This window comes from Nocardia sp. NPDC047654 (assembly GCF_043205035.1).
In the GTDB taxonomy this organism is placed as follows: domain Bacteria; phylum Actinomycetota; class Actinomycetes; order Mycobacteriales; family Mycobacteriaceae; genus Nocardia.
Genome location: NZ_JBIDDF010000020.1, coordinates 35,645 through 51,606 on the forward strand (window position 1 = coordinate 35,645; position 15,962 = coordinate 51,606).

Annotated in this window: 19 protein-coding genes; 7 read left to right on the forward strand and 12 right to left on the reverse strand. The window is 67.6% G+C overall.

Features of this window, described 5'->3' with window-relative positions; translation table 11 throughout:
* Positions 1-60 precede the first annotated feature (60 nt).
* Positions 61-1,410: a serine hydrolase domain-containing protein gene (locus ACGF7Y_RS32435; RefSeq protein WP_393240530.1), complete on the forward strand. Its 1,350-nt coding sequence runs from the start codon at positions 61-63 to the stop codon at positions 1,408-1,410.
* Between the two features lie 13 nt (positions 1,411-1,423).
* Here the strand turns inward: ACGF7Y_RS32435 and ACGF7Y_RS32440 are convergent, their stop codons facing one another.
* From ACGF7Y_RS32440 to ACGF7Y_RS32455, 4 genes are all read right to left on the reverse strand, one after another.
* Entirely contained in the window at positions 1,424-2,347 is a 924-nt protein-coding gene (locus ACGF7Y_RS32440) for an aminotransferase class IV (RefSeq protein ID WP_393240533.1), read from the reverse strand.
* 61 nt (positions 2,348-2,408) lie between these two features.
* Positions 2,409-2,666: a Txe/YoeB family addiction module toxin gene (locus tag ACGF7Y_RS32445; RefSeq protein WP_393240536.1), complete on the reverse strand. Its 258-nt coding sequence runs from the start codon at positions 2,664-2,666 to the stop codon at positions 2,409-2,411.
* Positions 2,663-2,911 (reverse strand): type II toxin-antitoxin system prevent-host-death family antitoxin, encoded by a 249-nt coding sequence (locus ACGF7Y_RS32450; protein WP_357043570.1) that lies wholly within the window; start codon positions 2,909-2,911, stop codon positions 2,663-2,665. Before ACGF7Y_RS32450 ends, ACGF7Y_RS32445 begins: the two co-directional genes overlap by 4 nt.
* A gap of 106 nt (positions 2,912-3,017) precedes the next feature.
* Positions 3,018-3,440 (reverse strand): nuclear transport factor 2 family protein, encoded by a 423-nt coding sequence (locus tag ACGF7Y_RS32455; protein ID WP_393240539.1) that lies wholly within the window; start codon positions 3,438-3,440, stop codon positions 3,018-3,020.
* A gap of 85 nt (positions 3,441-3,525) precedes the next feature.
* On the opposite strand from ACGF7Y_RS32455, the gene ACGF7Y_RS32460 reads away from it, so the two are divergent.
* Positions 3,526-4,089 (forward strand): TetR/AcrR family transcriptional regulator, encoded by a 564-nt coding sequence (locus tag ACGF7Y_RS32460; RefSeq protein WP_393240542.1) that lies wholly within the window; start codon positions 3,526-3,528, stop codon positions 4,087-4,089.
* Between the two features lie 60 nt (positions 4,090-4,149).
* On the opposite strand, the gene ACGF7Y_RS32465 is transcribed toward ACGF7Y_RS32460, so the two are convergent.
* Together ACGF7Y_RS32465 and ACGF7Y_RS32470 are read right to left on the reverse strand one after the other, a co-directional pair.
* Positions 4,150-5,184 carry an aspartate-semialdehyde dehydrogenase gene (locus ACGF7Y_RS32465; protein WP_393240544.1) on the reverse strand — a complete coding sequence of 345 codons (1,035 nt, stop codon included), beginning with the start codon at positions 5,182-5,184 and terminating at the stop codon, positions 4,150-4,152.
* 3 nt (positions 5,185-5,187) lie between these two features.
* Complete coding sequence (locus tag ACGF7Y_RS32470; RefSeq protein WP_040864436.1) at positions 5,188-6,453, reverse strand: aspartate kinase; 1,266 nt, start codon at positions 6,451-6,453, stop codon at positions 5,188-5,190.
* 163 nt (positions 6,454-6,616) lie between these two features.
* Here ACGF7Y_RS32470 and ACGF7Y_RS32475 point away from each other — a divergent pair, with 163 nt between their 5' ends.
* Positions 6,617-7,030 carry a YjbQ family protein gene (locus ACGF7Y_RS32475; protein WP_393240548.1) on the forward strand — a complete coding sequence of 138 codons (414 nt, stop codon included), beginning with the start codon at positions 6,617-6,619 and terminating at the stop codon, positions 7,028-7,030.
* A gap of 92 nt (positions 7,031-7,122) precedes the next feature.
* Here the strand turns inward: ACGF7Y_RS32475 and ACGF7Y_RS32480 are convergent, their stop codons facing one another.
* Positions 7,123-7,698, reverse strand: coding sequence for a dihydrofolate reductase family protein (locus ACGF7Y_RS32480; RefSeq protein ID WP_393240551.1), 576 nt, complete (start codon positions 7,696-7,698; stop codon positions 7,123-7,125).
* 30 nt (positions 7,699-7,728) lie between these two features.
* Positions 7,729-8,304: a dihydrofolate reductase family protein gene (locus tag ACGF7Y_RS32485; RefSeq protein WP_393240554.1), complete on the reverse strand. Its 576-nt coding sequence runs from the start codon at positions 8,302-8,304 to the stop codon at positions 7,729-7,731.
* Between the two features lie 55 nt (positions 8,305-8,359).
* On the opposite strand from ACGF7Y_RS32485, the gene ACGF7Y_RS32490 reads away from it, so the two are divergent.
* On the forward strand, positions 8,360-8,953 hold the full coding sequence (locus ACGF7Y_RS32490) for a TetR/AcrR family transcriptional regulator (RefSeq protein WP_393240557.1): 594 nt from the start codon (positions 8,360-8,362) through the stop codon (positions 8,951-8,953).
* A 64-nt stretch (positions 8,954-9,017) separates the two neighbouring features.
* The gene (locus ACGF7Y_RS32495; RefSeq protein WP_040864432.1) at positions 9,018-9,209 is read left to right on the forward strand and encodes a DUF1918 domain-containing protein; all 192 of its coding nucleotides are present in this window, start codon (positions 9,018-9,020) and stop codon (positions 9,207-9,209) included.
* Between the two features lie 84 nt (positions 9,210-9,293).
* On the opposite strand, the gene ACGF7Y_RS32500 is transcribed toward ACGF7Y_RS32495, so the two are convergent.
* On the reverse strand, positions 9,294-9,641 hold the full coding sequence (locus ACGF7Y_RS32500) for a hypothetical protein (protein ID WP_063052057.1): 348 nt from the start codon (positions 9,639-9,641) through the stop codon (positions 9,294-9,296).
* A 252-nt stretch (positions 9,642-9,893) separates the two neighbouring features.
* On the opposite strand from ACGF7Y_RS32500, the gene ACGF7Y_RS32505 reads away from it, so the two are divergent.
* Both ACGF7Y_RS32505 and ACGF7Y_RS32510 read left to right on the forward strand, forming a co-directional pair.
* Positions 9,894-10,352: an SRPBCC family protein gene (locus ACGF7Y_RS32505; protein ID WP_040864430.1), complete on the forward strand. Its 459-nt coding sequence runs from the start codon at positions 9,894-9,896 to the stop codon at positions 10,350-10,352.
* 83 nt (positions 10,353-10,435) lie between these two features.
* Positions 10,436-11,647 (forward strand): low temperature requirement protein A, encoded by a 1,212-nt coding sequence (locus ACGF7Y_RS32510; protein WP_393240562.1) that lies wholly within the window; start codon positions 10,436-10,438, stop codon positions 11,645-11,647.
* On the opposite strand, the gene ACGF7Y_RS32515 is transcribed toward ACGF7Y_RS32510, so the two are convergent.
* From ACGF7Y_RS32515 to ACGF7Y_RS32525, 3 genes are all read right to left on the reverse strand, one after another.
* Positions 11,625-12,500, reverse strand: a complete 876-nt coding sequence (locus ACGF7Y_RS32515; protein WP_393240564.1) for an ion transporter — start codon at positions 12,498-12,500, stop codon at positions 11,625-11,627. The genes ACGF7Y_RS32510 and ACGF7Y_RS32515 overlap by 23 nt on opposite strands.
* Before the next feature lie 122 nt (positions 12,501-12,622).
* Positions 12,623-14,242: a GMC oxidoreductase gene (locus tag ACGF7Y_RS32520; RefSeq protein WP_393240567.1), complete on the reverse strand. Its 1,620-nt coding sequence runs from the start codon at positions 14,240-14,242 to the stop codon at positions 12,623-12,625.
* 76 nt (positions 14,243-14,318) lie between these two features.
* Entirely contained in the window at positions 14,319-15,938 is a 1,620-nt protein-coding gene (locus ACGF7Y_RS32525; protein ID WP_393240570.1) for an alpha/beta hydrolase, read from the reverse strand.
* Positions 15,939-15,962 lie beyond the last annotated feature (24 nt).

Sequence of the window (15,962 nt, forward strand, 5' to 3'; positions counted from 1 at the left end):
ACGTCCAGTTCCCCGCCTGTTGCCCGTGTGATCAGGCGAAAGGGCGCTAGCCTCTTGCTTATGGGGCGTTTCGGTGGATTCCTGGCGGGAATCGCGGCAGTTTCGCTGGTGGCGTGCAATGCGTTCGCCGCAAGCGCGGTGGCCGCGCCCGGCGAGCAGGTTCGGTGCGCGGTCAGCTCGGGACGCGATCTGGAGCGGGCGGCGCCGGAACAGGTCGGTCTGGATTCCGTGAAACTCCAGGACGCACTGACCTTCGCGTCCGGTCGAAACCGGTTCAACGTGCAGGTGTTCCGGCACAACTGCCTCATCGGCGAGGGACCGACGAACGACCAGACCGGCGACGTGGCCTGGAACATCTGGAGTTCGACGAAGAGCGTCGTCTCCTTGCTCGCCGGAATCGCCTGGGACCAAGGAAAACTCGATCTCCGAGCACCGATCGGCCGCTATCTGCCCGCGGGGCTCGGCGATGCGGCGCACCGGTCGATCACCGTCGAGAACCTGCTCACCGAGACCTCGGGCATGCGGGTCGGCGTGCTCACCGAGGGCGTCACCGGTGTGATCCCGGTCGATCCGGACAGCGCGGTCCAGGCGCTCGGCGTGCCGCTGGACAATCCGCCGGGCACCGTCTTCACCTACAGCCAGCGCAATGTCGACCTGCTGGCCTACGTGGTGGAGCTGGCCGTCGGAGAGCCTCTGCAACGGTTCGCGCAGCGCGAATTGTTCGATCCGCTCGGCATTCTCCGCAGCGATTACTACTGGGCGCGCGACCGCTCCGGGCACACCTACGGCTACGCGCACCTGATGATCCCGCCGAACGACTTCGCGAAACTCGGCCTGCTGGTCGGCAACGACGGGCGCTGGGGCGCGCAGCGGATCGTCTCCACCGACTACTTGACCATGGCACGCACGCCGTCACCCACGAACGCGTGCTACGGCTACCTGTTCTGGCTCGGCAGCGGTTGCGCCGAGATCGCCGACTTCCTTCCCGGTGACGTGTACGCGATGGCCGGGCTCGGGTTGCAGAACGTCTTCGTCATTCCGAGCCTCGATCTCACGGTGGTGTGGACCGGCGTCTTCGGAAACGTCAGCAGCCAGGGCGTGTCGGGCGTCGTACAGAACACCCAGGAACTGCCCTACGAGTTCTTCCGCAAGGTGTTCGACGCGTTCGACGACCGGCCGGTGCCCGACCCGGGGCCCTACGTCGAGCCGCCGCTGCGGCTGGACCCCCGCCGCTTCGTCGACACGGACATCCTGATCGCAGTGTTCGGGCTCGGTCCCGCCGCCTATCCGGGCTGCAATGTCTTCGCTTGCCTGAATCACCCGCTGGACCCGCCGTTCGCGGACACCCCTCCGGGGTGCGCCATCCTGGTCTGTCTCGGACCCGACCCGCGCACCCCGGGCATCCGCTGAGCGGCGCGGTGGACTACCGGGCCGCGGACAAATCCGTGACCCAACCGTGCACGTTGTCGGTACGCAGTGCCGCGTAGTGGCGTTTGCGCAGCCCCTGGGAGATCGGACCGGGCACGCCGTTCGCCACGACGCGGCCGTCCACCTCGACGACCGGCGCCGCGCCTGCCGACGTTCCGGTCACGAACACCTCATCGGCGATGTACAACTCGGTGAGATCGACGGTGCGTTCGACCACCGGAATGCCGTCCTCGGCCGCCAAGGTGAGTACGGTCCTGCGGTTGATGCCGTCGAGGATGTCGCAGGAGACATCGGGGGTGATCAGTGTGCCGTTGCGGACCAGGAAGATATTGGCCGCGCTGAGTTCGCAGACGTGCCCGTTGCCATCGAGGAAGACGCAGTCGTCGTAGCCGCTGTCGATCGCGTCCTGCTTGGCCAGCACGGAATTCACATATGCCCCGTTGACTTTCGCGCGGGACGGAATCGCGTTGTCCGGAATGCGCCGCCACGGACTCGACTTCAGGCGCATGCCGTCCTGCGGGACTATGGGCACCGCGTCGTAGACGAACATGCTGACCTGGATCGCGCAGCCCCGCACCCGGGTGCCCGGAATGGACTCGACCACATGCACCGTCGCCCGGACGAAAACGTCCTCGCGCGGAGCGTTCACCGCGATCAGTTCCACGACGGTCGCTCGGAACCGCTCGAAATCCCACTCCGCCGCGAACCGATCGATTCCGATGATCTTGCAGGACTCCTCGAGCCGGCGGAAATGGTCGTCCAGGCGGAATACCGTACGCGCTGCTCCATCCACATGCACCGGGAAAACGGTGTAGACGCTGAGTCCGTACAACACCGCCGACGATGCGACGCCCACCGTGGCGGCATCGGCCGCGACGATCCGGTCGCCGAGATACACATGAGGATGAGGATTCGCCATCGGCGCAGGCTAACAGCCGCGCCGTGCGCCGAGCGAGGCCTTTTCGGCGGGCAGAACGAGGTCAGTCGTAGTGCTTGCCCACCTTGGCGATCCGGATCGCATCATCGACGACGCGGTAGACGATGCGATGGTCCTGCGTGATCCGTCGTGACCAGTACCCCGCCAAGTCGTGCTTCAGAGGTTCGGGCTTACCGACGCCTTCGAAGGGCTCCGCCATGATCGCCTTGATCAGTACATTGACCTTCTTCAGCACGAGACGGTCGCGCTGCAGCCACGCCGAATACTCTTCCCACGCGGATTCGGAGAAAACGACCTTCATTCGATGAGGTCGCGTTCGGCGCCGCCACCATTCTCGAGTTCCTGAATCGATCGGCGTAGGCGCGCCCCATCGCGCCCGCTGAGCAATTCCACGGTCGTCATCAGGGAGTCGTAGTCTTCCTTGGACATGAGCACAGCGTTCCCCCCTTTCGACACGATCTCGATCGTGTCGTGATCCTCATTGACCTTCCTGACCAGGGGAAACAGGTTCTTGCGCGCCTCACTGACGGTAATCGCGGCAGCCATGAGTCCCTCCAGCCAGTAGTACGAGATATGGTACCACTCCGCGGCGTCGTACTCATCCGACAACTTCAGGGTCCCGCAAGAGCGACGTTCGCAGCGAACGCGTCATTCACCGCTTCGCGGAGCGGGCGAAGCGGGCGGTGTCCATATAGTCGCGGAAGAGCACGACCTCGCCGTCGCGGACATGAACGACGTTGACGGACGTGCGAACCCGAGCGCGGCCGGATCCCGGGACGGTCATGTCGACCTCGTTCTCCACGAGCAGCACCTCGGGGTCGGTGGTCTCGTAGACCTGAGGATGGATGGCGTGCACTTCGATTCCGGAAAGTCCCGACCAGCGCTGCGCCAAGTGCTCGCGAATCGCCTCGCGGCCTTCCAAGCGGGCCGGGAGCCCCGGGACGGTGAACGGGATCTCGAAGATGGCGTCGGGCGCGAACCGCGCGACGAACGCCTCCGCGTCGCGGGAGCGTAGCTCGCTGAACAGCCGCTCGACCAGCTCACGCGGGCTTTCGACGGGCGAGTCGAGAGTCATCACCACACCTCCGGATAAACGGAACGAACGACCCGCTTATCATCCGGAACGATCGCCCCGCTTGTCAACAGTAAACTCGTCCCTCATGACCGAGCCCGAGCGCCGACCGCTGCGCGCCGACGCCCGCCGCAACCGCGAGCGGGTGCTGGCAGCCGCGCAAGAAGCGTTCGCGGCGGAGGGGCTCGCGGTTCCGCTGGACGAGATCGCGCGGCGGGCCGGTGTCGGCGCGGGCACCGTCTACCGGCACTTTCCGACCAAGGAGGCGCTGTTCGAGGCGGCGATCGTGGATCGAGTCGACCGGATCATCTCCTCTGCCCGGGAACTGGCCGACGCCGCCGACCCGGTGCCCGCCTTCTTCGACTTCCTGGCCCGGCTCGTGGCGGAGGGCAGCGTCAAACGCGATCTCGCCGATGCGGTGGGCGGCGCGGATGCCCCGGCGTATCTGCGGCCGGTGCACGAACTGAACACGGTGATCGGCGCGCTGCTCACCCGCGCGCAGGAAGCGGGCGGCGTACGCACCGACATCGATGTCGATGACCTGATGCGCCTGGTCAAGGGCGCGTTCCTCGCCACCCACGGCAGCACGGCCACTCCCGCCCAGCGCGACCGCGCCTTCGCCGTCGTCTTCGACGGACTGCGCGTCCGCTGATCGGTTCCGGAAACGACGAACGGGCCACGGAAAGTCCGCAGCCCGTTCGATCGATCTGTCTCAGCGGTCGCCGATCAGCACCTCGGCGATCTGAATGGTGTTGAGGGCAGCGCCTTTACGCAGATTGTCACCGGAAATGAACAGCGCGAGCCCGCGGCCGTCCGGCACGCCCGGGTCTTGGCGAATGCGGCCGACGAGGGATTCATCGATGCCGGCCGCGGCGAGCGGGGTCGGCACGTCGACCAGCTTCACGCCGGGCGCCTTGGCCAGGATCTCCTTGGCGTGCTCGACCGAGAGCGGCTCGGCGAATTCGGCGTTCACCGAGAGCGAGTGGCCGGTGAAGACCGGCACGCGCACGCAGGTGCCGCTCACGGCCAGATCCGGGATGCCGAGGATCTTGCGGCTCTCGTTGCGCAGCTTCTGATCCTCGTCCGTCTCGCCGGAGCCGTCGTCGACCAGCGAACCCGCCAGCGGGAGCACGTTGAACGCGATCGGGGCGACGTACTTGTTCGGGGCGGGGAAGTCCACGGCGCGGCCGTCGTGGGTCAGCTTCTCGGCGTCGCCGATCACCGCGCGGGCCTGGCTCGCCAGCTCTTCGACACCGGCCAGACCGCTGCCGGAGACGGCCTGGTAGCTGGACACGATCAGACGGCGCAGACCGGCGATGTCGTGCAGCGGCTTGAGCACCGGCATGGCCGCCATCGTGGTGCAGTTCGGGTTGGCGATGATGCCCTTGACCAGGTTGCGCGTCTGCTCCGGGTTGACCTCGCTGACCACCAGCGGGACCTCGGGGTCCTTGCGCCACGCCGAGGAATTGTCGATCACCGTGACGCCCGCCGCGGCGAAACGCGGCGCCTGCACGCGGGACATGGTGGCGCCCGCCGAGAACAGCGCGATGTCCAAGCCGGACGGATCCGCGGTCTCGGTGTCCTCGACGACGATCTCGCGGCCGCGCCAGGGCAGCGTCTTGCCCGCCGAACGGGCGGAGGCGAAGAACCGCAGCTCGTCGGCCGGGAAGTCGCGCTCGTGCAGCAGCTTCCGCATGACGGCGCCGACCTGCCCGGTCGCGCCGACGACTCCTACGCGAACTCCCATGACCTATCGCCCCGTTCCCGCGTGGACCACCGCGACCTCGTCGCCGCCCAGATCGAAGGCCTTGTGCAGCACCTGCACGGCCTCGTCCAGTTCGGTGTCCTTGACCAGCACGGAGATCCGGATCTCCGAGGTGGAGATCAGGTCGATGTTCACACCCGCCTCGGCCAGCGCCTCGCAGAAGGTGGCGGTGACGCCCGGGTGGCTCTTCATGCCCGCGCCGACCAGCGACACCTTGCCGATGTGATCGTCGTAGAGCACCTGGGAGAAGCCGATCTCGGCCTGGCGCTTGGTCAGCATCTCGACCGCGCGGGCGCCCTCGGACTTCGGCAGCGTGAACGTGATGTCGGTCTTGCCGGTCTCGATCTTCGAGATGTTCTGCAGGACCATGTCGATGTTGATCTCCGAGTCGGCGACGGCGCGGAACACCTTGGCGGCGTAGCCCGGTTCGTCCGGCAGCCCGACCACGGTCACCTTGGCCTCGCTGCGGTCGTGCGCGACGCCGGTGAGGATTGCTTGCTCCAAGGGGATGTCCTCCATCGATCCGTAAACGTAGGTGCCCTGCTTGTCGGTGTAGGACGAGCGCACATGCACGGGCACGTTGTAGCGGCGGGCGTATTCGACGCAGCGCAGCATCAGCACCTTGGCCCCGCAGGCCGCCAGTTCCAGCATCTCCTCGTAGGAGACCTGCTCGAGCCGCTGCGCGTCGGGCACGATCCGCGGATCGGCGGTGAAGACGCCGTCCACGTCGGTGTAGATCTCGCACACATCGGCCTGCAGCGCGGCCGCCAGCGCGACGGCCGTGGTGTCCGAGCCGCCGCGACCCAGCGTGGTGACGTCCCTGCTGTCCTGGCTCACGCCCTGGAAGCCCGCGACCAGGACGACGAGGCCCTCGTCCAGTGCGGCGCGGACGCGACCGGGGGTCACATCGATGATCTTCGCGTTGCCGTGCGCGCCGGTGGTGATCACACCCGCCTGCGAACCGGTGAACGAGCGGGCCTCGGCACCGAGGGAGTGGATGGCCATGGCGACCAGCGCGTTGGAGATGCGCTCACCGGAAGTGAGCAGCATGTCCATCTCGCGGGCGGGCGGCGACGGCGCCACCTGCTGCGCGAGGTCGAGCAGCTCGTCGGTGGTGTCACCCATGGCGGAGCAGACGACCACCACATCGTGGCCCTGCTTCTTGGTCTCCACGATCCGTTCAGCGACGCGCCGGATACGCTCGGCGGTCGCCACCGAGGATCCTCCGTACTTCTGAACCACGAGAGCCACGACAGGGTCCTCCAAGATCGACAACAAACTGGTAACAGTCATTCAGGGTACCGGCCGGGGCCAGCGGTTTTGCCGCTACCTACCCGGCTTGTGGAAAAGCCCACAGCCGCATCCCATCCCGATAGCACCGCGGGGGCCGCGACGGATGAGGGACGATGTGCACATGAAGAGCACACTGCTCGAGGTGCGAACAGGCCACAATGAAGTGGTACAGGACATCACGCCGCAGTGCGCGACTTTCGCGCGTTCAGCCGGCGGCGACGGGCTGCTGCACGTCTTCGTGCCGCACGCCACCGCGGGGATCGCGGTCATGGAACTCGGCGCGCGCAGCGACGACGATCTGCTGGCCGCGCTGCGCGATCTGCTGCCCGCCGACGACCGGTGGCGGCACGCGCACGGCTCGCGCGGACACGGACGCTCCCACGTCATGCCCGCCCTGATCGCGCCGTACGCGACCGTGCCGGTGCTCGGCGGGGAGCTCGCCCTCGGCACCTGGCAGTCGATCGCGCTGGTCGATCTCAATGTCGACAACCCGGACCGGCAGGTGCGACTGTCGTTCCTCACCGACGCGAGCTGACCCGGGTCTCTCCGGGCGGAGCGCAGGCGGCAACGGCAGATCGCTCCCGGCTCGACCACCGAGCCGGCCGCGTCCCGAGGCCGGGCGTCGGCTCAGGCCCGGGTGAACCAGCTGACCTGGACGCCGTCGCCGATGGCCTTGCGCTCGGTCGGCCGGAACAGCGTCGGACGGAACTCGCCCGCGAAGCCGGGTACCCCGGCGCCCGCGACGACCGGATAGCTCTTGATCACCAGTTCATCGATCTCCTCCAGCAGCGCGGCGGCGAGCAGGCCGCCACCCGCCAGCCAGATGTCCTTACCGTCCTGCCGCTTCAGTTCGCGGACCAGCCCCACCGGGTCGTGCTCGACCAGTTCTACCGCCGGATCATCGATTCGGCCGAGCGTGCTGGACACCACGTACTGCTTCAGGTGGGCGTACGGGCTGGTCACGTCGATGGCCAGGGCGGGATCGTAGGTGCCGCGACCCATGACGAGGGTGTCGAACTTCTGATTGGGCGCGTCCACGGGGAGTCCGATATGCGGCCGCACGTGGGTGGGCAGCGTCTCGGGATACTCCGCGCGTAGCCACTCCCACATCTCATCGCCCACCGGTAAGAAGTCGATCTCACCGTTCGGCCCCGCGATATAGCCGTCGAGGGAGAGGCCGACGAAATAGACGAGTTTTCGCATGAAAACACCTTTCGGAGGGAAGTCGGGAACTCAGGCGCGCGTAAACCAGGTGACCTGCGCGCCGTTGCCGAACTCTTTGCGTTGCACCGGGGTGAACAAAGTGGGACGGAACGCGCCGGAGAACGCGGATATCCCGCTGCCCGCGACCACCGGGTAACTCTTGATGATCATCTCGTCCAGCTCGCCCAGTAGTTGGGCGGCGAGTTCACCACCGCCGACCAGCCAGATATCCCCGCCTTCGGCTTGCTTCAGCTCCCGCACCAGGCCGAGGGGGTCGCGTTCGACCACCTCGACGGCCGGATCATCGATGCGCCCGAGCGTGCTGGAGACCACGTACTGCTTCAGGTGCGCGTACGGGCTGGTCACGCCTTCGGACAGGGCCGGTTCGTAGGTGCCGCGGCCCATCACGGTGGTGTCGAACCGCTTGTTCGGTTCGTCCACCGCCATCCCCACCAGCGGACGCAAGTGACTCGGCACGAATTCCGGATACCGGCCGTTGAGCCACGCGCCCATTTCGGCGTCGGACGGATAGAAGTCGAACTCCCCCGCCGGGCCCGCGATGTAGCCGTCCAGCGACACAGCCACGTAGTAGACCAGCTTTCGCATACCAGCACCTCACTTGTAGTACTCTGCATGTAGTGATTGGAAGATAGTACTACGAATGGAGTGGTGTCAAGTGCGGACCAATCCGGAGCGACGACAGACGCTGGTCGACGCCGCGATCGAGGTCTTGGCGCGCGATGGGGCGCGCGGACTGACCTTCCGCGCGGTGGACAAGGAGGCCGGGGTACCCGCGGGCACGGCGTCGAACTACTTCGCCAACCGCGACGACCTGCTCACTCAGGCGGGCCGACGGTTCTACGAGCGGCTACAGCCGAGCGAAGCCACGATGACCCAACTGACCGACGGGCCGAAGACCCGCGCCAATATCATCGAACTGATGACGGAGACGGTCGAACGCATCGAGGCGTTCCGCACCGGCTACCTCGCCCTGCTCGAATTGCGCCTGGAGGCGACCCGGCGGCCGGAATTGCGCGCGGTGCTGACCGAGCGAGTGCGCGAGGACATCGACTACAACGTGCGCAACCATCTGGCGGCGGGGCTGCCCGGTGACGAGAAGTCGGTGCTGTTGCTCTACCTCGCGCTGAACTGGCTGATCGTCGACCGGATGACGCTGCCCGACGTGTTCACCGAGGAGCAGAGCCGGGCCTTGATCGAAGCCGCGGTCGAGCGCGTGATCAGCGCGGACGACTGAACCGGATCCGCCGCCTTCGCCCGAGTGGTTGTGACGCGCACCACTGGCGTTCGATAATGGGGCGATGATCGCACATGTAGGAGATCGACTCTGCGTGCACGGACACGTGGTGGGAGAAGTGGATCACCTGGCCGAGATCATCGAGGTCCGCGGGCCGGAGGGGACGCCGCCCTACGTGGTGCGCTTCTCCGACGGTCACGAGTCGCTGGTGTATCCAGGGCCCGACGCGATCGTCGAGCCCGCCACATCGGAATGAACGCCGCGTCGGATCGCGCGCCGGGCGGCCTCGCCCGCGCTCGGTCCGGTGCTCGCCGACAGGAGACGCCGCTCGCCGCGCCGGTCAGGCGCGGCGTTTGGCGTAGCGAGTCAGCGCGAAGGCCAGCACCCCCGCGATCAGCACCTTGCCCGCCGTCTCGATGATCGCGTTGACATCCACGGCTGGATGCCAGGTCAATCGCCCGTCACGGAGCACATAGGCGCCGACGGGCTTGGCGCCTACTCCGAACGCCACCCCTTCCCCGGCACCCTCCCCGTCCGGACTGTTCCCGCCGCCTCCGCCGCCGCCACCACCGCCGCCGACCGAGGCGGCGGGGATGACTATCGCCCCACCGGATTCGTAGGGGTCACCGTAGACCCGGCGCACCGTGATCGCGTCGCGCGCCTGCGCCAGCAGTTCGGCGTATTTCATGACATCCTCCCGCCCGACCGACGGCGCCGCAGATCGGCGCCCATTCGGATCCGATCGTAGGCGCGCGAACCTCCGGACGACCCCATCCTTCCGTCCGGAAGTTGTTCCGGAGGTAGCCGATCGCCGATCTCGACCTGATAACGGCAGGTAATCCGGTTAGCCGAGATGTGGTCTCGCACAGTCAGGTTGACGAACCGGACAAATCGCGGAGACAATCGGCCGACTTGTCCAACCGGGGGTCGGAGGTATGCCATGCGCACCAAAACGGATATCCGATTCTTCGTCGATACCGATCCCGAACAGGTCATGGATGCCCTGACAGCCGTCGAATCGCTTCCGGAATGGTCGTCCTCCTACAGCGACGTGCGGGTCGCCACCCGCGACGCCCGGCGCAGGCCGCGGCGCGTCTTCCTCAAGGCGGAACTGCTCGGCAGCTCGGATCTGCAAGTGCTCGAATATGATTGGACCGACGACCGGTCCTCCTGGGTTGTCGCCGACAGCACCCGGGGCGTCCGGGGTGGCGGCTTTTTCGAAGTGTCCGACAGCGTCGACGGCACGCACGTCTGGTACCACGTCGAGCTCTATCTGCCCCTCCCTGTTCCCGGATTTCTGCTGAAACGCACTTTCCGCAAGGCCAATGAAGTGGTCGCGGAGTGTTTCATCGATTTCGCCGAGCGGTTCCCCGAAACGGAGACCTATCAACCCGTGTAGCCGCGCTGTGCTCTGCGCGAAATCGGCGGGCGGGCGCGGCAGCGAACCGGCGCCGAACCGATCGGGGTGCGACGATGAGCGGCATGATCGGTTCCAAACGAGTGCGGTTCCAGCCGATGGCCGAAGACGCCTCGGTGACGCAGCTCGAGCTGTTCTTCGACCTGGTGCTCGTCTTCGCGTTCACCATGGTCACCGGCTTGATCGCGGACGACACCAGCGCGAAGAACGCGCTGCGCGCGGTGCTGGTGCTCGCGGTGATGTGGTGGCTGTGGATCGCCTACTCCTGGCTCGGCAATGTGGTCCGCGCCGACGAGGGCCTCGCACGGGTGGCGATGTTCGCGGCCATGGGCGGCGCGTTCCTCGCCGCGCTCACCATCCCGGAGGCGTTCGACGACAAGACCGGCGGGTGGTTCGGGCCGCTGGTCTTCGCCGTCGCCTACCTGGTGGTGCGATTGGTGCACTTCGGGATGTTCTGGCTGGCCAGTGCCGATGATCCGCAATTGCGCGGCCAGTTGCTGCGCTGGGCGCTCGGTTCGATCACCCTCGGCACCACGCTGCTGGTCGTCGCCGCGCTGACCACCGGCAGGGTGCAGATCGCGCTGTGGATCGCCGCGATCGCGGGCGACTACCTGTGGACGTTGTTCGCGGGCACCGATTGGCGGTTGAATTCGGCCAGGCATTTCGTCGAGCGATACGGGCTGATCGTCATCGTCGCGCTCGGTGAGTCGATCGTCTCGATCGGCATCGGGGTGGCCGGCCTGCCGATCTCTTGGCCGATCGCTCTCGGCTCGCTGCTGGGCCTCGCCATTTCCGGTCTGCTGTGGTGGGCGTACTTCGACGTCGCCGCTCTGGCGGTGGAGCACGAACTCGTCCACGCCGAGGGCAGTCGGCAGATCAAGATCGCCCAAGGCTCTTACACCTTCTGGCATTTCCCGATGATCGTCGGGATCATCGCGTTGTCACTGGGGCTGAAGAAAGTTCTCTACTACGTCGGGGATTCCTCGCACCACACCCTGAAGGACGCGCTGTACGGCATCCCGCTCTACGCGCTCTACGGCGGCGTCGTTTTGTATCTGATCGCACTGGTGGGATTCAAGCACTTCGCCACCGGCACCGTCACGATGCCCCGCGTGGTCGCCGTGGCGGTGCTGCTGGCGCTCATCCCGTTGGCCTGCGCCCTGCCCGCGCTGGCGTCGCTGGCCCTGCTGTGCGTCGTCCTGATCGCGCTGATCGCCTGGGAGACCGTGCGTTTGGCGCAGCCGAGGGACGCGATCAGGCACGCGGCGCCCGAGTGACGCGATGCCGCACGCAGTCCTCGTCGGGTGTCGGCCCGTACGCGGACGGCGGCACCCGCACACCGTCGCGGACCGCGTCGCGGATCTGATCGATGTTCTCCCGCAGCACGTCCGCGACGAGTTCATCGGTGCGCGGATCCTCCAGCACCTGGAACACGATGCGGAAGGTGGTGTCGGCGATCAGCCGGATGATCTCGTCGTGGAACGGGATGTAGCGCACCCGGCCCGCCTGCGGGTCCTTCTTGATCAGCTCGACGATCATCTCGTCCAGTTCGGCGCGGTTCTCCTCCAGGGCGGCCGCGATGTTGCGGGTGTAGTGGCCGGTGCGCAGCACCTGCGCCACTTCGTCCATCACCGCGATCGTCATCGGACGGCGAATGGTGTCGACGATGGTCGCCACGAACCGGTTCACCACCGCGGCCGTCACCCGGTCGCCGAACAGGCGATCGGCCACCCGGGCGAGCCGGACGACGATCACCACGATCCGCAACAGCCGGAAGCCGCGGAAGAACAGGCTGGTCACCGGGATCATGCCGAGGACCTCGTACCAGTACACGAGCGGGAAGGTCCACGGCCAGCCCGCGCGGCGCCAGCGCCACAGGAACTCGAGCGCGAACACCGCGCACAAGGACCAGTCGGCGACCACGACCGCGTGGTAGGTGTGCCCGGAGACCGGGAAGAAGGTGATCCACGCGACCAGCGCCACGGACACGACGGCCAGCGCGAGCATCACGAAATCGGTCCACAGCATCGGCGGCTTGCGCGGATAGTCCTGCGGCTGCGGTGATTCCCGCAGCCCGTATCGATCGGCGGAAGAACTCTCGATGCCCGAGCTGGAAGCGGGAGCGGACACTGCGAATCCCTTCGACGCCGAACGGTGCCGCCGACATTAGTACGCCGAAAGCATGCTCGGCACGGTTGGCGATACTCCTGGAAGCAGCACCCGGATGGACGCTCCGCCCGGATGCCGCGTGCTCAGCGACCGGCGCGAACGATCGCCTCGATATTGCGTTCGGCCAGCGCGGCGATGGTGAGCGACGGATTGACCGTCCCCGTGCTGCCCGGTATCGCCGCGCCGTCCATCACGTAGAGGCCGGGATGACCGTGCACGCGGCCGTAGCCGTCGGTGGCCCGCCCCAGCACCGCTCCGCCGAGCGGATGCGCGGTGAACAGCGCGTTCGCGTCGTAGCCGAGTGCGCTGTACTCGACGAGGGCGTCCGCTCGTTCGGCGATCCGGTGGTCGACCGCCCTGGCCGCCGCCACGGTGTCTTCCCGGTTCGCGGCCGACCAGCTCAGCCCGACCCGGTTCGCGGCCCGGTCGTAGCCGAACCGGGTACGGGTCGGGTCGAGCACCATGCCGAGCGAGGCCAGCGCGCCGGTCTCGAACGGGATCCCGGGGATGTACCAGCTCTCCAGGGTCAGCGGTACGCCGGATTCGTCGAAGATACGGCTCGCGCTCGGCACGCCTTGGCCGTGACCGGCGAGCGCGCTGGCGCCGCGGGCGAGCACCACATCACCGTTGGTGCCCCAGCCGTCGCCGACATGTTCGTTCAGGTTCGGCAACGTGCCGGTGGCCTGGGCGCGGACCAGCAGTTCGGAGGTGCCGATCGATCCGGCGCCGAGGAAGAGCCGATCGCAGGTGAGGGTGCGGGTGGACAGCACCTCACCGGTCGGCGACAGCTTCGTCACGGTGACCGCGTAGCGGCCGCCGGATTCCTGCGCGATGGCGTCCACCCGATGGCCGGGGAAGACCCCGCACCGTCCGGTGCCCTGCGCGTAGGCCAAGTAGTTCTGGTTCAGGTCGAATTTGGCGCCGTTGGAGTTGCCCAGGTTGCTCCTGGCCGCCGTGGCCGAAGGCTTCGCGCCGCCCGCGAGTTCGGCGCGCAGGATGTCCCAGTTGAAGATCGAGTCGTTCGCCTGCGGCTGGTAGCCGGCTTTGCGCACCTGATCGTCCCAGGCACGGGAATGCGTGAACGGCGAGGAGTTGTAGATGTCCGCGGGCATCGGGCTCAGCCGCAGTATGTCCCGCACGCGCGGGTAGTAGACGCGCTCCATCTCGCCGTAATCGACGGTGCCACCGAAGACGTGGTCGAAGAAGCGGCGCTGCGGGGCGATCATGGCCCCGCTGAAGATCACCGAGCCGCCGCCGACCGCCGCCGCGCGCCAGACGTCGATGCCCGGATACTCGGTGCAGTCCAGCACGCCGCCGAAACTGGCGAAATGCATCGGCACCTTGGTGACGCCGGTGAACTGGGTGCGGTGCCAGAAGCCGCGGCCGTCGGGCAGGTCGTCGCCGGTGAAGATCTCCCGCCACGGGTCGTTCGGCCAGCGCGAACCGCGTTCCAGCACGGTGGTGACGATCCCGGCCTCGGCCAGGCGCAACGCGGTCACGGCGGCGCCGAAGCCCGAGCCGATGACGATCGCGGGCGAGTGCTCCGCCGGGTCGGGAATCGGGGCGAAGATCTCCGGAACCCAGGCGCGGAACAAGGACTCCCACATCGGGTCGGCGGACGCCGTGCTCGTCCCCGTCATCGTCCCCACAGCACCGAGCAGGGCGGCGGTGCCCGCCGCCTTGAACAAGGCACGTCTACGCACCGGTCACCTTCCATCATCAGGCTTAGCGTGCGCAGATTACCGGTATTCCCGTTTTGTGAACAGATATCCGTTTTTGCTATCGGTCGAACGGCAGCTCATCGGGGCGACAGGTCGCTCCGGGGGCGGGTAGCTGTAGGTCGATGAGATAACGCTCGCGCAGCTTCCGGGTGCATTCGTTCAACGGGGTGTGCCCGTACCCGTCCTCGACGACGACCAACCGGGCGTTCACCAATTCCTGCTGCGCGCGCCGCGCGCCGCTGAGCGGAGTGACCGGGTCGAATCGGTTGTCGACCAACACGGCCGGGGTGTCCGATCGCAGGATCCACGGCCCGGTATACCGCTGGGCATACCCCTCGGGCGGGGAAGGCCAGAAGGCGCACGCATGGAGCAACGACAACCAGAACGCGCCGTAGGTCGGGCTGACGCCGGCTAGATCCCTTGCCATGCCGGGCCATTGGCCGGGATCACGCGGAAAGGTGTTGTCCGCGCAGGAAATCGCGGTGAAGGAGTCGAGGAATCCGTCCGATTGCGCGATCGCCGAGAGGATCTGGCCCACCGCGTCGGGATTGCCCGCCGGTCCGCGTTCCAGTTCGGCGAGCAGTTCGGCCAGGGCGGGCCAGCCCTGCTCCGGGTCGTACAGCAACAGCGCGTGCGACGACAGCACCTCGGCATAGGTGACCGTCCGCGCCCGCTCTCCGGCCCCCACCACGAGCGGACCCTCGCGAAGACGTTGCAGCACAGCGTCATTGCGGGTGCGGAGGTCGGCGGGGCGGACGGGAGCGCCCGCACCTCCGCTCACGACGGCATCGCCCTGACCGCCCGGCGCGGCGAAGGCGCAGCGCTCCCGTCCCGCGTCCGCGCACAGCCGCAGGAATTCACCGAGCACTTCTTCGGTTCCGGCCGCGCGGTTCTCGACGGCGCTTCGCGTGTCGTTGGTGTACGTGTCCGGGTCGATCACCGACGCCAGGTGCAGCGCGCGCACCCGATCGCCGAACAGCGCGCCGTACACCTGGCCCAGGTAGCTCGCGTAGGAACCGCCTTCATAGGTCAGCTGCGGATCGCCGACGGCTCGGCGCAGCAGGTCCAGGTCGCGTGCCGCATCGACGGTGGTCAGGTGCCCGAGCAACGCGCCGCCGTGCGCCGCGCAACCGGCGGCCAGCTCGCGGCTCGCCGCGTCGGCCGCCCGCTCCTGCTCGGGGTTCGCCGGCGGCAGCAACGCGCCGGACCAGAACCGCCGCTGCTGCTCGGTGTCCGCGAAGCACCGCACCTGCCCGCTTCGGCCGATACCGCGCTGGTCGAAGGTGATCACGTCGAAGCGGCGCGCGAGCTCGCCGCCGAGCAGTTCCCCTTGCTCCGCCCAGCGCAGCCCCGACCCACCGGGACCTCCGACGGCGGAGAACAGCGTGCCGATCCGCCGCTGTGGGTCGGTGGCCTGCTGACGCACCACCGCCAGCCCGAGGGTCGGCCCGTCCGGGTGCGCGTAGTCCACCGGCACCTGCGCGGTCGCGCATTGGAACCTGTTCAGCTTCGGCTCCGCGCACGGAGCCCACTCGAGCAGCGGCGTCGGCGCCGCGTCGGCCTGCGCGGCCAGTTCCGCGACCGCCGACTCGTGTCGGCTCGGCGGACCGCCGCAGCCGCTCACCGCGGGCAGCGCGGCGGCGAGGGCGGCGGCGATGACGATCTTCCAGCTAGGCACGGCACTCATCCTGTGCCCCGTGCG